At 63.0% G+C, this 16,912-nt stretch carries 8 protein-coding genes and 1 pseudogene; 6 read left to right on the top strand and 3 right to left on the bottom strand.

Annotated elements, in window-relative coordinates; all coding sequences use genetic code 11:
* Nucleotides 1-3 precede the first annotated feature (3 nt).
* Together AC0V8S_RS22275 and AC0V8S_RS22270 are read right to left on the bottom strand one after the other, a co-directional pair.
* On the bottom strand, nucleotides 4-615 hold the full coding sequence (locus tag AC0V8S_RS22275; protein ID WP_441940593.1) for a class I SAM-dependent methyltransferase: 612 nt from the start codon (nucleotides 613-615) through the stop codon (nucleotides 4-6).
* A 146-nt stretch (nucleotides 616-761) separates the two neighbouring features.
* A complete protein-coding gene (locus tag AC0V8S_RS22270; protein WP_475433408.1) occupies nucleotides 762-3,566 on the bottom strand; it encodes a glycosyltransferase family 25 protein in 2,805 nt (934 codons plus the stop codon).
* Between the two features lie 1,524 nt (nucleotides 3,567-5,090).
* Between AC0V8S_RS22270 and AC0V8S_RS22265 the strand changes: the two genes are divergently transcribed.
* Both AC0V8S_RS22265 and AC0V8S_RS22260 read left to right on the top strand, forming a co-directional pair.
* A complete protein-coding gene (locus AC0V8S_RS22265; RefSeq protein WP_183459594.1) occupies nucleotides 5,091-5,405 on the top strand; it encodes a hypothetical protein in 315 nt (104 codons plus the stop codon).
* A 91-nt stretch (nucleotides 5,406-5,496) separates the two neighbouring features.
* Nucleotides 5,497-5,946: pseudogene (locus AC0V8S_RS22260) on the top strand (DUF4347 domain-containing protein); the annotation flags it as partial.
* A 320-nt stretch (nucleotides 5,947-6,266) separates the two neighbouring features.
* Here AC0V8S_RS22260 and AC0V8S_RS22255 read toward each other — a convergent pair.
* Entirely contained in the window at nucleotides 6,267-9,683 is a 3,417-nt protein-coding gene (locus tag AC0V8S_RS22255; RefSeq protein WP_475433406.1) for a hypothetical protein, read from the bottom strand.
* Between the two features lie 511 nt (nucleotides 9,684-10,194).
* Here AC0V8S_RS22255 and AC0V8S_RS22250 point away from each other — a divergent pair.
* The 4 genes from AC0V8S_RS22250 (at nucleotide 10,195) to AC0V8S_RS22235 (ending at nucleotide 16,160) form a co-directional block, all read left to right on the top strand.
* Nucleotides 10,195-10,374: a hypothetical protein gene (locus AC0V8S_RS22250; protein ID WP_183465329.1), complete on the top strand. Its 180-nt coding sequence runs from the start codon at nucleotides 10,195-10,197 to the stop codon at nucleotides 10,372-10,374.
* A gap of 283 nt (nucleotides 10,375-10,657) precedes the next feature.
* Nucleotides 10,658-12,952, top strand: coding sequence for a peptidase domain-containing ABC transporter (locus AC0V8S_RS22245; RefSeq protein WP_244661692.1), 2,295 nt, complete (start codon nucleotides 10,658-10,660; stop codon nucleotides 12,950-12,952).
* A gap of 86 nt (nucleotides 12,953-13,038) precedes the next feature.
* The gene (locus AC0V8S_RS22240; RefSeq protein ID WP_475433404.1) at nucleotides 13,039-14,400 is read left to right on the top strand and encodes an HlyD family type I secretion periplasmic adaptor subunit; all 1,362 of its coding nucleotides are present in this window, start codon (nucleotides 13,039-13,041) and stop codon (nucleotides 14,398-14,400) included.
* A 26-nt stretch (nucleotides 14,401-14,426) separates the two neighbouring features.
* Entirely contained in the window at nucleotides 14,427-16,160 is a 1,734-nt protein-coding gene (locus AC0V8S_RS22235; RefSeq protein WP_475433402.1) for a tetratricopeptide repeat protein, read from the top strand.
* Nucleotides 16,161-16,912: the final 752 nt, after the last annotated feature.

The raw sequence follows: 16,912 nt of genomic DNA, 5'->3' as shown, positions 1-16,912 counted from the left end.
TTCTCATGCACCGATTTGCGCCATGTCCCACAGACACATCGCCTTCGATGCGTAGTGTTCCTCCGGCATGACCAGGAGTGGCAGGGGCAATGAGAATGGCGGTTGCTGTAAGTTGAGAAATCCGAATCCGCCCGTTTCCCGGGCAATGTCCTGTGCCGAGGTCGAATGGCTTGAGGTGAACAGCCAGCGCGCGCCGGACTTCTTGAAGTTGCGTAGCACGCGCCAAATATCGGGCTCGGTCAGATGCTGCAGACAGTCGCGTGAAAAAATGAGGTCAACGTTCGGCAGTGGCTCAGCAGCAAGATCGAGCGCGTGAAATTCGCGATCCGCATATCGCATGCCGTTCGTTTCGATGACCTCCGGCACGATATCGCAGCCAATGTAGTGCGTTTTGCCCAAGTCGACGAAGCGCATCCAGTTGAAGTCACCGCAGGGCGCATCGAGCATGGAGTTCACATCCAGTGCGCGCAAAAGCATCGGCAGTACGGTTCGGACACGATGCGTCGTTGCGTATGCTGAACCGAGTCCGGAGCGCGATTCCGCGGAGCCCCACTCGTTGCTTTGGTAAATGCGCGCGAAAGCTTCGCGGGAATCATCGGGCGTGCTTTGCGTCATCGAGTGCACCTCATGTTACTCGTCGCATCGACATTGGCGCGCGACAACATCAAGATCCCAACGCCCCGTGGGCGGGCTTTGTCAGTGTCTTCACCTTCCCTTGCACGTGCGCGCGTCGAGCCAATGCTGTCTGTTGTGCTGACAAACTAGCTCGGCTCTCGGTGATCTGTGTCTGCCCGGTCTGACGGCGGTTCGGTATCGTGAATGACGAGTGGTGGCATGCAAACGTAAGCTTGCATCGAGCCATATGCCGCACACATCGCGCAATCGATGCCCGTGTCATCGAGGATGACGGCAGTTCCAGAAAAGGGAATTTGTCTGCTTCGTAGCGGCAGACACTTTTCCAGAAGTATTCGCGCGCCTCGTGGTGTGACTGTGTAAGCCTGAGTCCCAAATGAGTGCTCTACCTTGATGAGGGATCGAGAAAATTTCTCGGCCTGAAACAAGGTGAGTTTATTATTATATCGACGATCGTAAAATTCCAACTTGGCTTTGGAGAAGCCGAGATTTACCCAAAGAAACAACGGGTCGTATATATATCCCCACTGTATCAAGTCCCAGCTTTCCGGTGCTTGAGATAGTATATTGGCGGATTCCTCCACAAATCGAAACGATGCTCGAACGTCGTCTTCAAAAATAGTTATCGTCTTGTTCTCTGAAACCGCCAGCTTCCATAAGCCGATATGGGATAGAGCGCATCCCAAAGTGCCCGGGGGGTACGCACAATCATTGGTGATCAGACCTTCCTTTATGAGCGCCTCCCTGTCGAGAGAAGTGCCGTCAACGGCCGACACACGAACCGTATTGTGCGTTAGGTGCCAGTTATTGCTTTGATATCTGCTCCAGCGCTCGACGCTGCGGTCGAGGTTTATCAGGTGTATTTTCGGCGGATCCTTCGGCTCGACATGTCGATCTGGCATCGGTACGGCGCCCGGGGGCGTGGCGGCAGTGAATACCGGCGTGTCGCCGGCACCGTGCAACAGCGCTCGGGCGCGCTCGATCCCGTCACTCACATAATATTGGCCATCGCCGAAGGTGATGTAGCCATAGACTTGTCGGTTATCCATATACTGGACGATGCCGGCTTTGCGGGCGCTGTCGGCAAAGATCACGTACTCGTAGCGTGATGTGGCGTCCTCGTATGTCAGTTCGGTCAGTACGTCGGCGCGGACAAGATACGTGCAGTGCACAAGCGGCATCTCGATAATGCCGCGCACGTGGCGGTTGAGCACCCAGCCATATTGATCGCACTGCATATAGTAGCCGTTGGCGTCGATCTCAGCGTGGTAATTCGAATAATACTGCCCGGGCGAGATGGAGCGAAGCAGGGGAGCGACGATCGGCACGTCGAGCGCGACAAGCTCGCGTAGCGTGGCCGGTCGCACGAAATTATCGACGTCGACAACGAAATAGAAATCGCAGCTGTGTTCGAGAGTTTTCCGCAAACTTATGTTGCGGATTCGGCCAAGCACCCTGAAGCGCGTCTCGTTCCATTCGTGTTCGCCAAACTGTTCGACTCTATCGGCCACGTTGGAGGCATCGAATTCAACCGCGGCATAGAGGTGACCAACGCGCTCCACCCATTCGCGCAGTATGTGCTCGGTCCTGTCGGTGTTGTTGTTTGTCCTGATGTACAGGACGATCGACGCCTTCGGGTAGTCGAGCGCCTGGATGCACTCAAGGTACAGCGGCAGTGCCGGCTCTTTCTGCTTTGCCAGGATTGTCACCAGGATGCGCGGCGTGCCCTCGATGCGCGACCGCAACGAACGCTGCCGGACAAGCCTGTGCTGGTCGATCAAGCTCTCGGTCCCGAACGCCCCAAGTTTCGGCGGCTCATTGACCGGAAGCTTGCCGGTGGCGAAGCGCGCGTTGGCCACCACACGCTTCGCCATTTCCGCAGGCAATTTGTCGGAGGCGAGCAATTTTAGACAAGCGTCGAGCGATTCCCGGTAAGCGCCTGCCCAGTAGGCATTGATGGCAAACTCGTCGAGCACTCCGTAATCGTAGACCCAGGGCTGAATGAAAAGTCCGGCGGGTTGAACAAGGTCGAGCCCTCGACGCGCAAATTCCGTTCCTTCTGCATTCCGGCCCTGGTTGCGGCAATAGAGGCTCGCGGCGTGTAGAGCCTCCGCGCGGGCGGGGACGACCTGCGCCGCGCGCTCAAAGGCGGCAACGACCTCCTCGAATGGCCGCCCCAATGCTGCCATCAGGTTGCCCGCTTCGAGCAGGCTGACATAGACCTCCTCGTCCCAAAAACCCAACTCGGCGCGCTTCAGATAGTTCGCCAGTGATTTTTCACGCTCGCCGGAATCTTTGTAGCTTTGCGCCAGATAGAACGTGTAGCGCGAAACAAGGAAGGGGTCGGTCTCCGTTGCAAGCGCATTTTCAAGAACGGCCGAGTCGTCCTGGTACTTTCGTGGGTTTTGACTGCGTGCTCCGCCACGCCCCGTCGCCACGCGAAAGCCCTTGGCGGTCTCCCGCGTGAGATGGCCAGGAGGCGCCTCCAGATATTCGTGCAGAACGCCCTTGAAGGCGAACGGCAGACAGTTGCGGCAGATCTGCGGGCGATAAAACGAAATGCCACCATGTAACACCTCGACGTCGTATAAATCGTGTTCCATCTGCGACTTGAACCTGATCGGATCGAAGTCGGCGTCCCGGATCAGAACATCGTCCGCGTCGATGATCATTGCATAGTCGACAGTCTCGACTTTACGCAATCGTTCAAGAGCGAAGGTACGGTTGTACGCGAAGTCCCGCCACGGCTCGTCAATGACAGCGCCTTGGACATTGTGATCGGCGAGGAAGCCGCGTATCAGGTCCTGCGTGCCGTCCTCGGAACCCGTGTCAACGATGAGCACGTAGTCGACAAGAGGGAGCACGCTGGCGAGGCATTGCAGGATAACCTTCGTCTCGTTCTTGACAATCATGCACAGGCCGATGGTGCTCATGCGATTCCTTCAGCTGAGCGGCGGACGTTGCGCGCCTGCTCGAAAATTGTGGAATGGGAATTCGTGCAGCTCGCCCGGCAGGTTGCGGGCAGCGAAGAACGATTTGACGAAATCCTGGGTCCCGTCGGTCGAGCCTGTATCGCCGAGGATCCAGCAGTCGATGCGGTCGACAACCGCCCTGAGATTGAAAGTTCGCCATCTCGTTCTTGACGATCATGTTGAGGCAGAGCCGCTTGCCGTTTGTCATTCGTGATCCATCGGCCCTCTATGTGACTGTCGGCGATAGGGACGGTTCGCGTGTCGCCGCGCCTTGCCGGATCCGTTTCGGTGCGGATTTGCCAAGCCTCGATCGCTCATGCCTTCCCCGCTGTCGCTGTCCACTTGCCAGTCCGGCGGCGCAACAGGTTCTATTTCCAAAGAGCCGATCATTCCTTCTCACGGATCTCACAGGTCGTCCTCTGGAAACCGCGCTTAACCATATCCATCGTGGTTAGCAGCCAGCCGTCGTGCCAGCAGGCGGCAACCGCGATCGTGAAAGGACCCTGCCCCAACTGCAACCGCCGGCATTCACCGCTCCGTCCGGTCTGGCCGGTTTAGGTTCCGTATTTCGCCGCCATTTGCAGGCTGCCGTCAAGGTCGAGGCACCCGCATCCGCTGACACATTGCCAACCCGTCTGGCGGCGCCATCGTCGATGGGTTTGCATGGAAGATGGAGCCCTTCAATTGCTGTCTGAAGCAGGCAGGATTGCAAGTAATCCTATTAAACATCTGACTTTCATAACGATTCTCCTCCCCAGCCCCTTGCTATTGCTAAAGCGGCCCTATCCTGTTTTCTGCTAATTTAGCAATAGCTGATTTTATAGTTTACAATTTGCTAATTTTCGAATTTACTAAAACTCGGTGTTGAGGGGCGCCCGCGGATTGGACGGCCGCATGCCCGAATTTCTGCGAAAGTCTCTCTCAGGGAGTTGAGTTAGAGGGTCTGGGTAATCAGGGCCGTTTCGCAGATTGCAAGGTGCGTCCCCAGGGCGCGCCAACGATGTGCGTGTCTTGCCCTCCCCTTTGGAGGCGGACGGCCTCCCATTCCTTCGAGAGTTGTCGCCGGGACGTCAGCGTCACGGTAACGGGAGTGGGTTGTGATTCACGTAGTATCGCGTGCGTATCGCAAGAACTGTGCGGGCCCCAGACTGGACGGGGTCGATAGAACACTGCGGCTAGGCGTCGTCAGAACCTACCGGACGGATGGGCTGACCGGCGCGCCTCAGCCCGTGCTTCCGAACTCTTTTCATCCATCCCTCGATATCCGATTTCGGCACGATCTTCCGGAACCGGAGGCAAAAGGCCAGTCGATCACGCCCGGCGCCGAACGTCCGGCCGCGCGGCCGGCGCCCGGAACGAATTTCATCGATGCACCGTCACACGGACTTCGAATACCAGATGCGCTGACCTGGTCGGGCGGGGGGCATTTGGCGCCAAATGGCAATTGGCGGCGCGGCGCGGTGGCCGCGGACCAAGGAGGATAGAATGAGCTACATAGCAGGGTTTGCAGTCATGGAAGTTACCGTTAGAGGCGTCTTGCCCATCGGCGACACGACCGAAAATGTGCCTTATTTCATCCTGGACACCGCCAAGGGCGCCATCGTCGGTCAGGTCATTCTTCCCAAGGCCGTCAAGCGAAGCCTCGCCGTCGCTGTCACCGTGAAGGTTCCGGCCGCAGCCGGCTCATTTGCGATTGGCACGTTTGACGATGGCGGGAATTTCCAGCCCTGCAGCTTCCTGCGCGTAGAGAGCCCCGCTGTCGAACGGCCTGACGGCGCCGTCGGCCCGTCAGGAAGATGACCGCGCCCAAAGCTCCTTCTCCCGACCGCTCGCCGGCCAGCCGATGGGCGGCTTTCCGTTGAATTGAATTCAAAGCCAACAGGAGCCAGTCATGGCCCGTGCCTCTGAAATTCTCTTTGTCGATCCTTCAGTCTCCGATCTCCAGACGGTTCTCGGCAACGTGCGACCCGAGGTTCAAGCGATTGTGCTCGACGGCCGCCTGCCGGCGGCGCGGCAGATCGCTGCCGCGCTCGCAGGGCACGCAGGGCTCGATGCGGTGCACGTCATCGCACATGGCGCATCTGGGCTGATCAGCTTCACTGCGGGGGAGTGGTCATCAGCCACATTGAAGGCAGAGGCTGAGGATCTTGCCGCAATCGGCCGGGCGCTTGCCGCGGACGGCGAACTGCGGCTGTGGAGCTGCGAAACGGCATCGGGGAATGCTGGCGAGACCTTCGTGGCGGCGCTGGAAGAGGCCGTCGGCGCGGACGTCTGCGCTTCGAGATCGCTGGTTGGCGCAGCGGCCCTCGGCGGCACCTGGCAAATATCCGCACGCGCGAGCGCTCCCACGCCCCGGCCGCCGCTGACCTCAGATGGAATGGCAAGTTACGCCGGAGTGCTTGCATCGGGTGATCTGACACTCAACGGCACGATACAGGGAAACGGCAACGCAAGTTCCGTCAACACCTATTACCTAGTGGATACAACCGGAGGTTCTAACGTAGTAGTTGGCAGCTTTCAACTTCCAAACGCTACTAATGCCGGCCTCGCACTTGCTTTTTCTGTGACTATAACAATTCCCGATACGACCCATAGTTATACTATTTACAACGATAATTTCAATGTATTTGGTACACTTACGCCCCTCATCCTTGGTGTTAGTTATACGTTCGCGGCCGGTGCTGCTAACGGCACACACAACAATACCTTTACGCCGGCGACTCTCAACCTCACGCAGGCAGGCGCCACAGGCCCGGCTGGCGCGACGGGCGCGACCGGAGCCACTGGTGCGACGGGTTCGACCGGAGCAACTGGCTCGACTGGTGCGACCGGCTCAACCGGCACGACTGGCTCGACCGGCGCGACGGGTTCGACTGGGGCAACTGGCTCGACCGGTGCGACTGGCGCAACTGGCTCGACCGGTGCGACTGGCGCAACTGGCTCGACCGGTGCGACTGGCGCAACTGGCTCGACCGGCGCGACGGGTTCGACCGGAGCGACGGGTTCGACCGGAGCGACAGGCTCAACCGGCTCTACCGGTGCGACAGGCTCGACCGGTGCGACGGGTTCGACCGGAGCGACAGGCTCAACCGGCTCTACCGGAGCGACGGGTTCGACCGGAGCGACAGGCTCAACCGGCTCTACCGGTGCGACAGGCTCGACCGGTGCGACAGGTTCGACGGGAGCAACTGGCTCGACCGGAGCGACCGGGGCAACCGGCTCGACCGGGGCAACTGGATCGACCGGAGCCACTGGTACGACAGGCTCGACCGGAGCGACAGGCTCAACCGGCTCTACCGGTGCGACAGGCTCGACCGGTGCGACAGGTTCGACGGGAGCAACTGGCTCGACCGGAGCGACCGGGGCAACCGGCTCGACCGGGGCAACTGGATCGACCGGAGCCACTGGTGCGACAGGCTCGACCGGAGCGACGGGTTCAACCGGAGCAACTGGCTCGACCGGTGCGACAGGCTCGACCGGAGCAACTGGCTCGACTGGTGCGACCGGCTCTACCGGAGCGACGGGTTCGACCGGAGCAACTGGCTCGACCGGTGCGACTGGCTCGACCGGAGCGACAGGCTCGACCGGTGCGACAGGCTCGACCGGTGCGACAGGCTCGACCGGCGCGACGGGCTCGACCGGCGCAACTGGCTCTACCGGAGCAACTGGATCGGCTGGATCGACCGGAGCGACGGGCTCGACAGGCGCCACCGGCTCGACCGGAGCAACCGGCTCGACCGGAGCAACTGGCTCGACTGGTGCGACAGGCTCTACCGGCGCGACGGGTTCGACCGGCGCGACTGGATCGACCGGGGCAACCGGCTCGACCGGGGCAACCGGCTCGACCGGCGCCACTGGTTCCACTGGGGCAACAGGTGCGACCGGAGCCACCGGCTCGACCGGAGCAACTGGCTCGATTGGTGCGACAGGTGCGACAGGCTCTACCGGCGCGACGGGTGCGACCGGCGCGACTGGATCGACCGGCGCAACTGGCTCTACCGGCGCGACGGGCTCTACCGGCGCAACAGGCTCTACCGGAGCAACTGGATCGACTGGATCGACCGGAGCGACGGGCTCGACAGGCGCCACCGGCTCGACCGGAGCAACCGGCTCGACCGGAGCAACTGGATCGACCGGAGCGACAGGCTCGACCGGCGCCACTGGCTCGACCGGCGCCACTGGCTCGACCGGCGCCACGGGCTCGACCGGCGCCACGGGTTCCACCGGGGCAACTGGTGCGACAGGCTCGACTGGAGCGACAGGTTCGACCGGCGCCACGGGTTCGACCGGGGCAACTGGTGCGACAGGCTCGACTGGATCGACCGGGGCAACCGGCTCGACCGGTGCCACTGGCTCGACCGGCGCAACTGGCTCTACCGGAGCAACCGGAGCGACTGGATCGACCGGAGCGACAGGCTCGACCGGAGCGACAGGCTCGACCGGCGCCACTGGCTCGACCGGCGCGACGGGTTCGACCGGCGCCACGGGTTCGACCGGGGCAACTGGTGCGACAGGCTCGACTGGAGCGACAGGTTCGACCGGCGCCACGGGTTCGACCGGGGCAACTGGTGCGACAGGCTCGACTGGAGCGACAGGTTCGACCGGAGCGACAGGCTCGACTGGCTCGACCGGGGCAACCGGCTCGACCGGCTCGACCGGAGCGACCGGCGCCACTGGCTCGACCGGCGCCACGGGCTCGACCGGCGCCACGGGTTCGACCGGGGCAACTGGTGCGACAGGCTCGACTGGAGCGACAGGTTCGACCGGAGCGACAGGCTCGACTGGCTCGACCGGGGCAACCGGAGCGACTGGATCGACCGGAGCGACAGGCTCGACTGGAGCGACAGGTTCGACCGGAGCGACAGGCTCGACTGGCTCGACTGGATCGACCGGGGCAACCGGCTCGACCGGCGCCACCGGCTCGACCGGCGCCACTGGCTCGACCGGCGCCACTGGCTCGACCGGCGCCACGGGTTCCACTGGGGCAACTGGTGCGACAGGCTCGACTGGAGCGACAGGTTCGACCGGAGCGACAGGCTCGACTGGCTCGACCGGGGCAACCGGCTCGACCGGCGCCACTGGCTCGACCGGCGCGACGGGTTCGACCGGCGCCACGGGTTCGACCGGGGCAACTGGTGCGACAGGCTCGACTGGAGCGACAGGTTCGACCGGAGCGACAGGCTCGACTGGCTCGACTGGATCGACCGGGGCAACCGGCTCGACCGGCGCCACCGGCTCGACCGGCGCGACGGGTTCGACCGGCGCCACTGGTTCGACCGGCGCCACGGGTTCGACCGGCGCCACGGGTTCGACCGGGGCAACTGGTGCGACAGGCTCGACTGGAGCGACAGGTTCGACCGGAGCGACAGGCTCGACTGGCTCGACCGGGGCAACCGGCTCGACCGGCTCGACCGGCTCGACCGGAGCGACCGGAGCGACAGGCTCGACCGGCGCCACTGGCTCGACCGGCGCCACGGGCTCGACCGGCGCCACGGGTTCGACCGGGGCAACTGGTGCGACAGGCTCGACTGGAGCGACAGGTTCGACCGGAGCGACAGGCTCGACTGGCTCGACCGGGGCAACCGGAGCGACTGGATCGACCGGAGCGACAGGCTCGACCGGCGCCACTGGCTCGACCGGCGCCACGGGTTCCACTGGGGCAACTGGTGCGACAGGCTCGACTGGAGCGACAGGTTCGACCGGAGCGACTGGATCGACCGGCGCAACCGGAGCGACTGGTGCGACCGGGGCAACCGGCTCGACCGGCGCCACTGGCTCGACTGGGGCAACAGGTGCGACCGGAGCCACCGGCTCGACCGGCGCCACTGGCTCGACCGGCGCCACTGGTTCGACCGGCGCCACGGGTTCGACCGGCGCCACGGGTTCGACCGGAGCAACCGGCTCGACCGGAGCTACGGGCTCGACCGGAGCAACTGGCTCGACCGGAGCAACTGGCTCGACCGGAGCGACGGGCTCGACTGGAGCGACTGGATCGACCGGCGCAACCGGAGCGACTGGTGCGACTGGTGCGACCGGGGCAACCGGCTCGACTGGTGCAACTGGCTCGACCGGCGCCACGGGTTCGACCGGAGCAACCGGCTCGACCGGCGCGACAGGTTCGACCGGAGCAACCGGCTCGACCGGAGCGACAGGTTCGACCGGAGCAACTGGCTCGACCGGAGCTACGGGCTCGACCGGCGCGACTGGATCGACCGGAGCGACGGGTGCGACCGGCGCGACTGGATCGACCGGACCAACAGGCTCGCCTGGTCCGACGGGGTCGACTGGAGCGACTGGCCCAGGCGGTCAGACCGGTGATCATGGTCACGACAATAACGGCCACGGCAATGGACAGCAGGACGCGCCGGGCAATTCCGGGGACCATAACAATGCCGACAACAGCAGCCATCAGGGACAGGGCAACTCTTCCGGAGGCCAAGGCAACGGCGGGCATAACGCCAACGTCACGGCCAGCACGCTGGGGCTCAAGGACACCACACAGTTCCTGCAGTCCGGCTCGCCCGACGGCAACAGTGATCCCGGCAAGCATGCGTCGTTCGGCCAACTGGTCGGCCTTGCGGCCACTTCGGTGACGACAGACCTGCTGAACGTCCTCAAGACAATCACCGGATCTGGCAACAACCAGAACAAGCCTTCCGGAGCGAGCACGGATCTCACCTCGGATCAGACCAAGGCTGGCGCCGGCTACGCCAGCAACGACCACACCGTCAAGACGTCCCTGAAGGATCTCTTGAAGCCGCACGAATGAGCCGTAAATGGACCTGGACGATAACCGGTCCAGGTTTGACAAGGGGCGCGCGGGTTTCGCTGGAAAGCGGACCCCGCGCGCCCTCGCAAGAGATCACCGAAGGGAACCGCGCGAACGTCGCGGGAGCGCGAAGTTCGCGCGTTAAACATCCCGGGACACGGATTGGCAGAAGAGTTGCGGGGCCGATCAATTCGGAGTACGATGGCGGCATGATCGAAACCCTCGGCAGAGGCACTTCGGCCTGGGAATTGTCGAGTTCGCTTGCGTGCCGGAAGACAAGTCCATGGTGAACATCCCCGTGAACGCCGAAATCCAAGCGGTCCCGATCGACGCTGGTCCCGCGCAAGGCGAGGCGGCGGGCGGCGAGAGCACTGTGGCTCGGATCCCTGGCGGTCCCGCCGAATTCGACAAGATCGGGCCCCGCCTGAAGGCGATGCTGCGCGCAGCCCGCTATCACGGTGTCGAGCTCGACCCGAACGAATTCAGGGCCGCGAGCGCGGTTCCCGCCGCCGCCGATCTGTCGCAGTGGGCACAGGACGCCGGCATGTGGTCGCGCGCCGTGCGCATCCGCTGGTCCCACCTCTTGCGCTTCCAGGACGCCGGACCTGTCGTCCTGTTGTTCAACGATGGCGGCGCGGCTCTCCTCACCGGGGCGAGCGCCGAGCGAAACGTCGTCTTCCTGAAAAGTGCGGATGCACCCGAAGATGGTGAAGCCGTCGCCATCGATGAGTTGCGGCTGTCGCAGGTGTGGACGGGCGAGGCACTGCTGCTGCGCGCCACACGATCCTATGTCGCGGCGGACGCGCCCTTCACCCTTCGCTGGCTCGCCGAACTGGTGCGGCTCGAAAGTCACGCCCTGCGCGATATCACCATCGCCTCGTTCACGCTGAGTGTCCTTACCATCCTGCCGCCGCTCATCGTCATGACGGTGGTCAACAAGGTGCTGCAGTTCAACAGCATCTCGACGCTGGTGTTGTTGTCGGCGGTGATCGCCGTGGTTTTCGCCTATGAGACACTGCTTGGCCATGCACGGCGGCTGATCATCAATGTCGTCGGCGCCCGTCTGGACACCAAGTTGCAGCTGCACGTCTTCAGCCGGCTGTTACGCCTGCCGCTCGACTATTTCGAACGGCATCCGGCCGGCGAGACGATGTATCACCTCGCCCAGGTCTATCGCATCCGCGAGTTCCTGACAGGAAAACTCCTTAGCACGTTCCTGGATATGATCACGCTGTGCGTGCTGGTACCGGTCATGTTCTACATCAACACCGCCCTCGCCTGGATCGTGCTGGCCTGCGCGGTGGTGATCCTGCTGATCATCCTCGCCTTCCTCAGGCCACTGCGCCGCAGATACCAGCGGGTGGTCGACGCCGAGACCTGGAAGTCGGCGGCGCTCGGCGAAACAGTCGTCGGCATCAAGACGGTGAAGGCGCTCGGTCTCGAGCCGCAGCGCAAGGCGCTCTGGGACGAGCGGGTGGCGGAAGCGGGAAAGGCGCGTCTTGCCTTCGGACAGCTGGCAAGCTGGCCGCAGACCCTGGTCACGCCGATCGAACGTGTGATGGTGCTCGGCACCATGCTGATTGGCGCCTATCTCGCGATGAACGACCGCACCGGCTACATGGTCGGCGGCTTGTTCGCCTTCATGATGATCGCCCAGCGTGTAGCGCAGCCGCTGGTTGGCCTGGCCCGGCTGGTTGAAGACTACGAGGAGGTCGGTGCGGCGATCGGCGAGGCAGCGTCGGTCCTCAACCGGCCGCTGGAGAGCAGTTCGAATTCCACCGGCCTGAGACCCAGGCTGGTCGGCGAGGTCGTGTTCAGCGACCTGACCTTTAGCTATATCGCCACCAAGACACCGGCGCTCGACCGGGTCAGCTTCCATATTCCCGCCGGCAGCATGTTTGGCATCGTTGGGCGCAGCGGGTCGGGAAAATCGACAGTCGCCCGCCTCCTGCAAGGGATCAACCGCGACTACAGTGGTTTCCTTAAGCTTGATGGCGTCGACCTCAAGGAAATCAACCTGCGCCATTTGCGCCAGGGGCTTGGCGTGGTGCTGCAGGACAACTTTCTGTTCCGCGGATCGATCCGCGACAACATCATCGCCGGGCGCCCGGGCCTGACGCTTTCCGACGCCATGCGCGCCGCGCACCTCGCCGGCGCCCAGGAATTCATCGAGCGGATGCCGAATGGCTACGACACCTACATCGAGGAAGGTTCGCCCAATCTGTCAGGCGGTCAGAAGCAGCGGCTGGCGATCGCGCGCGCGCTCATCCACGATCCGACCATTCTCATCCTCGACGAAGCGACCAGCGCACTCGACCCGGAGAGCGAGGCGGTTGTCAGCGCCAACCTCATGCGCATCGCCAGCGGGCGCACGATGATCATCGTTTCGCACCGGCTAGCCTCGCTGACCGAGTGCGACAACATCCTCGTCATGGATCAGGGTAAGGTCCTCGACGTCGCGCCGCATGCGACCTTGCTCGAACGATGTGCGCTCTATCGCCAGTTGTGGTCGCAGCAGAACCGGCATCTCGACGGCCGCCACGGCCGCCCGGTCGCCGTCCCGCCGCGGTTGGTTTGATCATGTCGCGCGCCTCATATTCGCATCAGGTCCGGTAACCCATGAGTAGCACCTCTCTCACCGCCCTTCCCGCTCGGTGGCACCGGATGGAAACGAGAGATCCGACGACGCCGGCCATACTCGAGTTCCAGTGGCCGTCGACGGCCGTCGCCAATGCGCCTATTCCGCGGGCGGCGCGCGGCATCGTCTGGATCGTTTTCAGCCTGGTCATCGCACTGATCGCCCTGGCGGGACTGATACCGGTCGATCAGGTGGTGACGACCAGAGGACTGGTGGTCTCGCAATCTCCCAACATCGTCGTGCAACCGCTTGAGACAGCGATTGTCCGCTCGATCGAGGTGCGGGAAGGACAGCGCGTCCAGGCCGGCCAACTGCTTGCCCGCCTCGATGCGACCTTTTCCTCAGCCGACCAGGCGGCACTGGCGATGCAGGTCTCGACGCTTGAAGCCGAGGTGGCGCGGTTGAAGGCGGAGGCCAACGGCCAGGCGTTCACCTATGACGGCCTCGACCCTAGTTGGACCCTGCAGGTGTCGATATTCGAGCACCGCAAGGCGGTCTACGATGCCAAGGTGGAGAATTTCGAACGCCAGCGTGACGAACTCAGCTCGGTGATTTCGCGATCGCAATCCGATGCCGACGGCTACCGCCAGCGGCTGACGGTCGCCGACTCGATCGAACAGATGCGCAGGCAGCTCGAGGCAAGGCAGGTAGGAAGCCGCCTCAACACGCTCCTGGCCGAGGACAACCGTGCGGAAATGTCCCGGGCGCTCGGCAACGCCGAGCAGACCGCGGAAGCCGCCAAACGCCAACAGGCAGCGGTGGCCGCCGAGCGCGACGGCTACATTCAGGGCTGGCGCGCTGAAGTCTCGCAGAGCCTGTCGGAGGCAAGCACGCGGATCTCCGACGCCCGCGAACTTCTTAACAAGGCAAAGCTTCGAAACCAGTTGGTCGAGTTGAAGAGCCAGTCAGACGCCATTGTCCAATCGGTAGCAAAAGTCTCTGTGGGCTCGGTCATGCAGTCAGGGGAGCGCTTTATCACGCTGGTGCCGGCCGACGCGCCGCTCGAGATCGAGACAAACATCGTTGGCAGGAGCAGCGGTTTTGTGCATGTCGGCGACCCGGTGATCATCAAGTTCGACACCTTCTCTTATTCGCAGTACGGCCTTGCCCATGGAACTGTGCGGGCACTCAGCCCAGATTCCTTCTCGGCACAGGAGCAAGCGCGCGATCCGAACAGTTCCTTGGCCATGCTACCTTCCGACGCCGAGCCATTCTATCGCACGCGGATCTCCATCGACCAGGTCGCCCTCCACGGCGTGCCCGCCGGTTTCGCCGTCAGCCCCGGCATGCCGGTGACCGCCGACGTAAAGGTAGGCCGGCGCACGATACTCAAGTACATTCTCGGCGTCATGCTCCCGGTCGGCCAGGAGGCGATGCGGGAGCCTTAGACTGGACGAATCAGAGGCTCGGATCGATGACAATCCTGGATCGGCTGACTGGTCTGGCCTTCCCGTCGGCGATGTTGCGTCGGGCGATCCAGCTTGCGGACAGCGGCAAGGCAGCTGAAGCCTTTCCGCTTATGGCCAAGGCGGCGCGCGCGGGGATCGTCGACGCCGAGTACCGGGTCGCGCGTTGCTATCTGGAAGGCGCCGGTGTGCCACCGAGCCGTATGGAAGGCGCGCGATGGCTGCTGCGGGCAGCCAACCACGGGAGCGCGGATGCGCAGGCGCTCCTCGCCGCTCTCTACGTCACCGGGCTGGTGACGGCGGAAGCCGACGGCAGGGGACCCTCGGAGCACTTGTTCAAACCTGATTCCCCGGGAAAACCAGACTTCACCGCTGCTCTCGACTTTGCCAGCAAGGCGGCCGAGGCAGGCTCGGCCACGGGACAGGCGATCCTCGGTTATATCCTTACGAGCGGCCCCGCATCGATGCGCGATGCCGATGCCGCACACCGGTGGTACGAGAAGTCGGCTTCTGCCGGCTGCGCCGAAGGGTGCCTTGGCTTTGCCCTGTCGCTGGCCCGCCGTGGCAAACGCGAAAACAGAGTTCGGATTGCGGAAGAGGTAAGGCGTGCGGCCGACGCAGGCCTGCCGACCGCGACCTATCTTCTTGCGGTCCTTACCGAGCACGGGCTCGGCGTAGCACGCGACATCGCAGCAGCCGCTCAACTGTATCAGGCTGCGGCAGAGAAGGGCCTGCCCTCCGCCCAGTTCCGGTTGGGATTGGCACTGATTGACGGTGCACTCGTCGGCCAAGATGTCGCTGCCGGGGAGGCGTGGATGCGGCGTGCTGCTTTGGCCGGCAATATCGAAGCAGCCTATATGCTGGGCGATCGCTATGCGAAGACGCAGCGGCCGGATTTTGCAGAAGCCGCAAACTGGTATCGGCGGGCAGCCGAAGCAGGCCACCAAGCCGCTGCCCGCGCTTTGGCCTCGCTCTATTTGACGGGAAATGGTGTGGCGGAGGATGTCGAGGAAGGAGCACGCTGGCTGCGCTCTTCCGCAAACGGCGGCAATCAGCAGGCACAGACAGACCTCGCCAATCTTGTCCTCGGAGGGGCCGGCGAGCCGGGCGACGGTGCAAGCGTTGCCGGATGGTTCGAGGCGGCCGCATCATCGGGCGACCTGATCGCGGCATTCAACCTTGGGCTCTGCTTCACCAAGGGCGTCGGCGTCCGCCAGGACGAGGAGCAAGCGGCACACTGGCTGCGGCGCGCGGCCGAAGGCGTCGCCGAGGCGCAATACATGTACGCCCGCCTCCTCCAGGATGGACGCGGCGTGGCGGCCGACCCAACTCAGGCCCGCGTGTGGTTTGCGCGGGCGGCCGACGCCGGCGTGCTCGACGCACGCGTGGCGCTTGCCGAGATGCTACTCAATGGGCGCGGCGGCATGCCCGAGCCTGAGGCTGCAATGCAGATGTTTGAGCAGGCCGCCGCCGACGGTCACGCCGGGGCGATGTTTGCGATTGGCGCGCTGTACGGAGCCGGCCACGGCCTGCCGGTCGACCAGACAACGGCGCAGAAATGGTACGCTGCCGCTGCCGGACGTGGGCATAGCCAAGCCCAATTCATGCTCGGACGTTATCTCTTGAAAGGCCTCGCCGGGGAGCGCGACCCGATTGCCGCTCGCCTGTGGCTCGAACGCGCGGCTGCGCACGGGATCAGTGAAGCCGCCGACGAATTGGGGGCCGCGGGCGGGTCCAACTAGTGCTGCTGTGGCCGTTGGAGTGAAGCAGCGCCAAGAAGGCTGGGGGACCATTCGAAATCCGCTGACCGACTGGCTACGCCATGAGCCATATGCTCATTTGACGCGGGAATCAAAGGCCCGGCACCCAAGCGCCGTATTATTCCTTGTCGAGCCTGGCATATGTTCTGGGGCCGCAACAGTCACAGGTCCCAGATTGAGTGGTTCAGTAAGTTTGCACCACGGCGGATCCACACATCCCAACTTCCTTCATAAGCGCGCTCAATTCGGCTGGAGTCGCAAGGCACGGATATCCCGGCGAACGTCCGCATTGGAGAGGTCAATATCGTCGGCAGAAGAGCCTGCGAAAAGGGCTTTCGGCGGCTCCGTCGTGGGAACGAAAAAGAAGAGAAGCAGAACCTTCGTGTGCGATATTTGCACACGACATCTCGTAACTAGCTGATTATATTTAAGTATCTGCCCATCCATCATAGGTGCCGCAGCAATTCTTCGCTCTATCTTATTCATTTCATTATCTTTTTTCAGCCTCAGTCCGTCCAATACCCGGTTGGAAAGATTGAGCAATTTGGCCTGACACACCCGCCCAAACGTAGCCCAATTTACGATTATTCCGCCGCAACGGAAGGCCACCCGGTTATATCTAAGTTCTCATTGCACACATAGTGCACACGAAAGCGGTTGGTCTAGGACCACTCCGGAGCAGCCAGCGGCGCTAAACAAAGCTTGAAACCAGATTGTCGACTGGGCCGGCATAG

The organism is Mesorhizobium oxytropidicola, assembly GCF_056174625.1.
The sequence above is the reverse complement of the archived record's forward strand: the minus strand, read 5'-3'. Positions and strand labels throughout refer to the sequence as shown.

What these genes read in the sequence shown, in the direction of transcription:
- AC0V8S_RS22270 (WP_475433408.1), bottom strand. Translation starts at nt 3,566, where the DNA reads ATGAGCACCATCGGCCTGTGCATGATTGTCAAGAACGAGACGAAGGTT.
- AC0V8S_RS22265 (WP_183459594.1), top strand. Translation starts at nt 5,091, where the DNA reads ATGAGCTACATAGCAGGGTTTGCAGTCATGGAAGTTACCGTTAGAGGC.
- AC0V8S_RS22240 (WP_475433404.1), top strand. Translation starts at nt 13,039, where the DNA reads ATGGAAACGAGAGATCCGACGACGCCGGCCATACTCGAGTTCCAGTGG.
- AC0V8S_RS22245 (WP_244661692.1), top strand. Translation starts at nt 10,658, where the DNA reads ATGGTGAACATCCCCGTGAACGCCGAAATCCAAGCGGTCCCGATCGAC.
- AC0V8S_RS22235 (WP_475433402.1), top strand. Translation starts at nt 14,427, where the DNA reads ATGACAATCCTGGATCGGCTGACTGGTCTGGCCTTCCCGTCGGCGATG.
- AC0V8S_RS22275 (WP_441940593.1), bottom strand. Translation starts at nt 615, where the DNA reads ATGACGCAAAGCACGCCCGATGATTCCCGCGAAGCTTTCGCGCGCATT.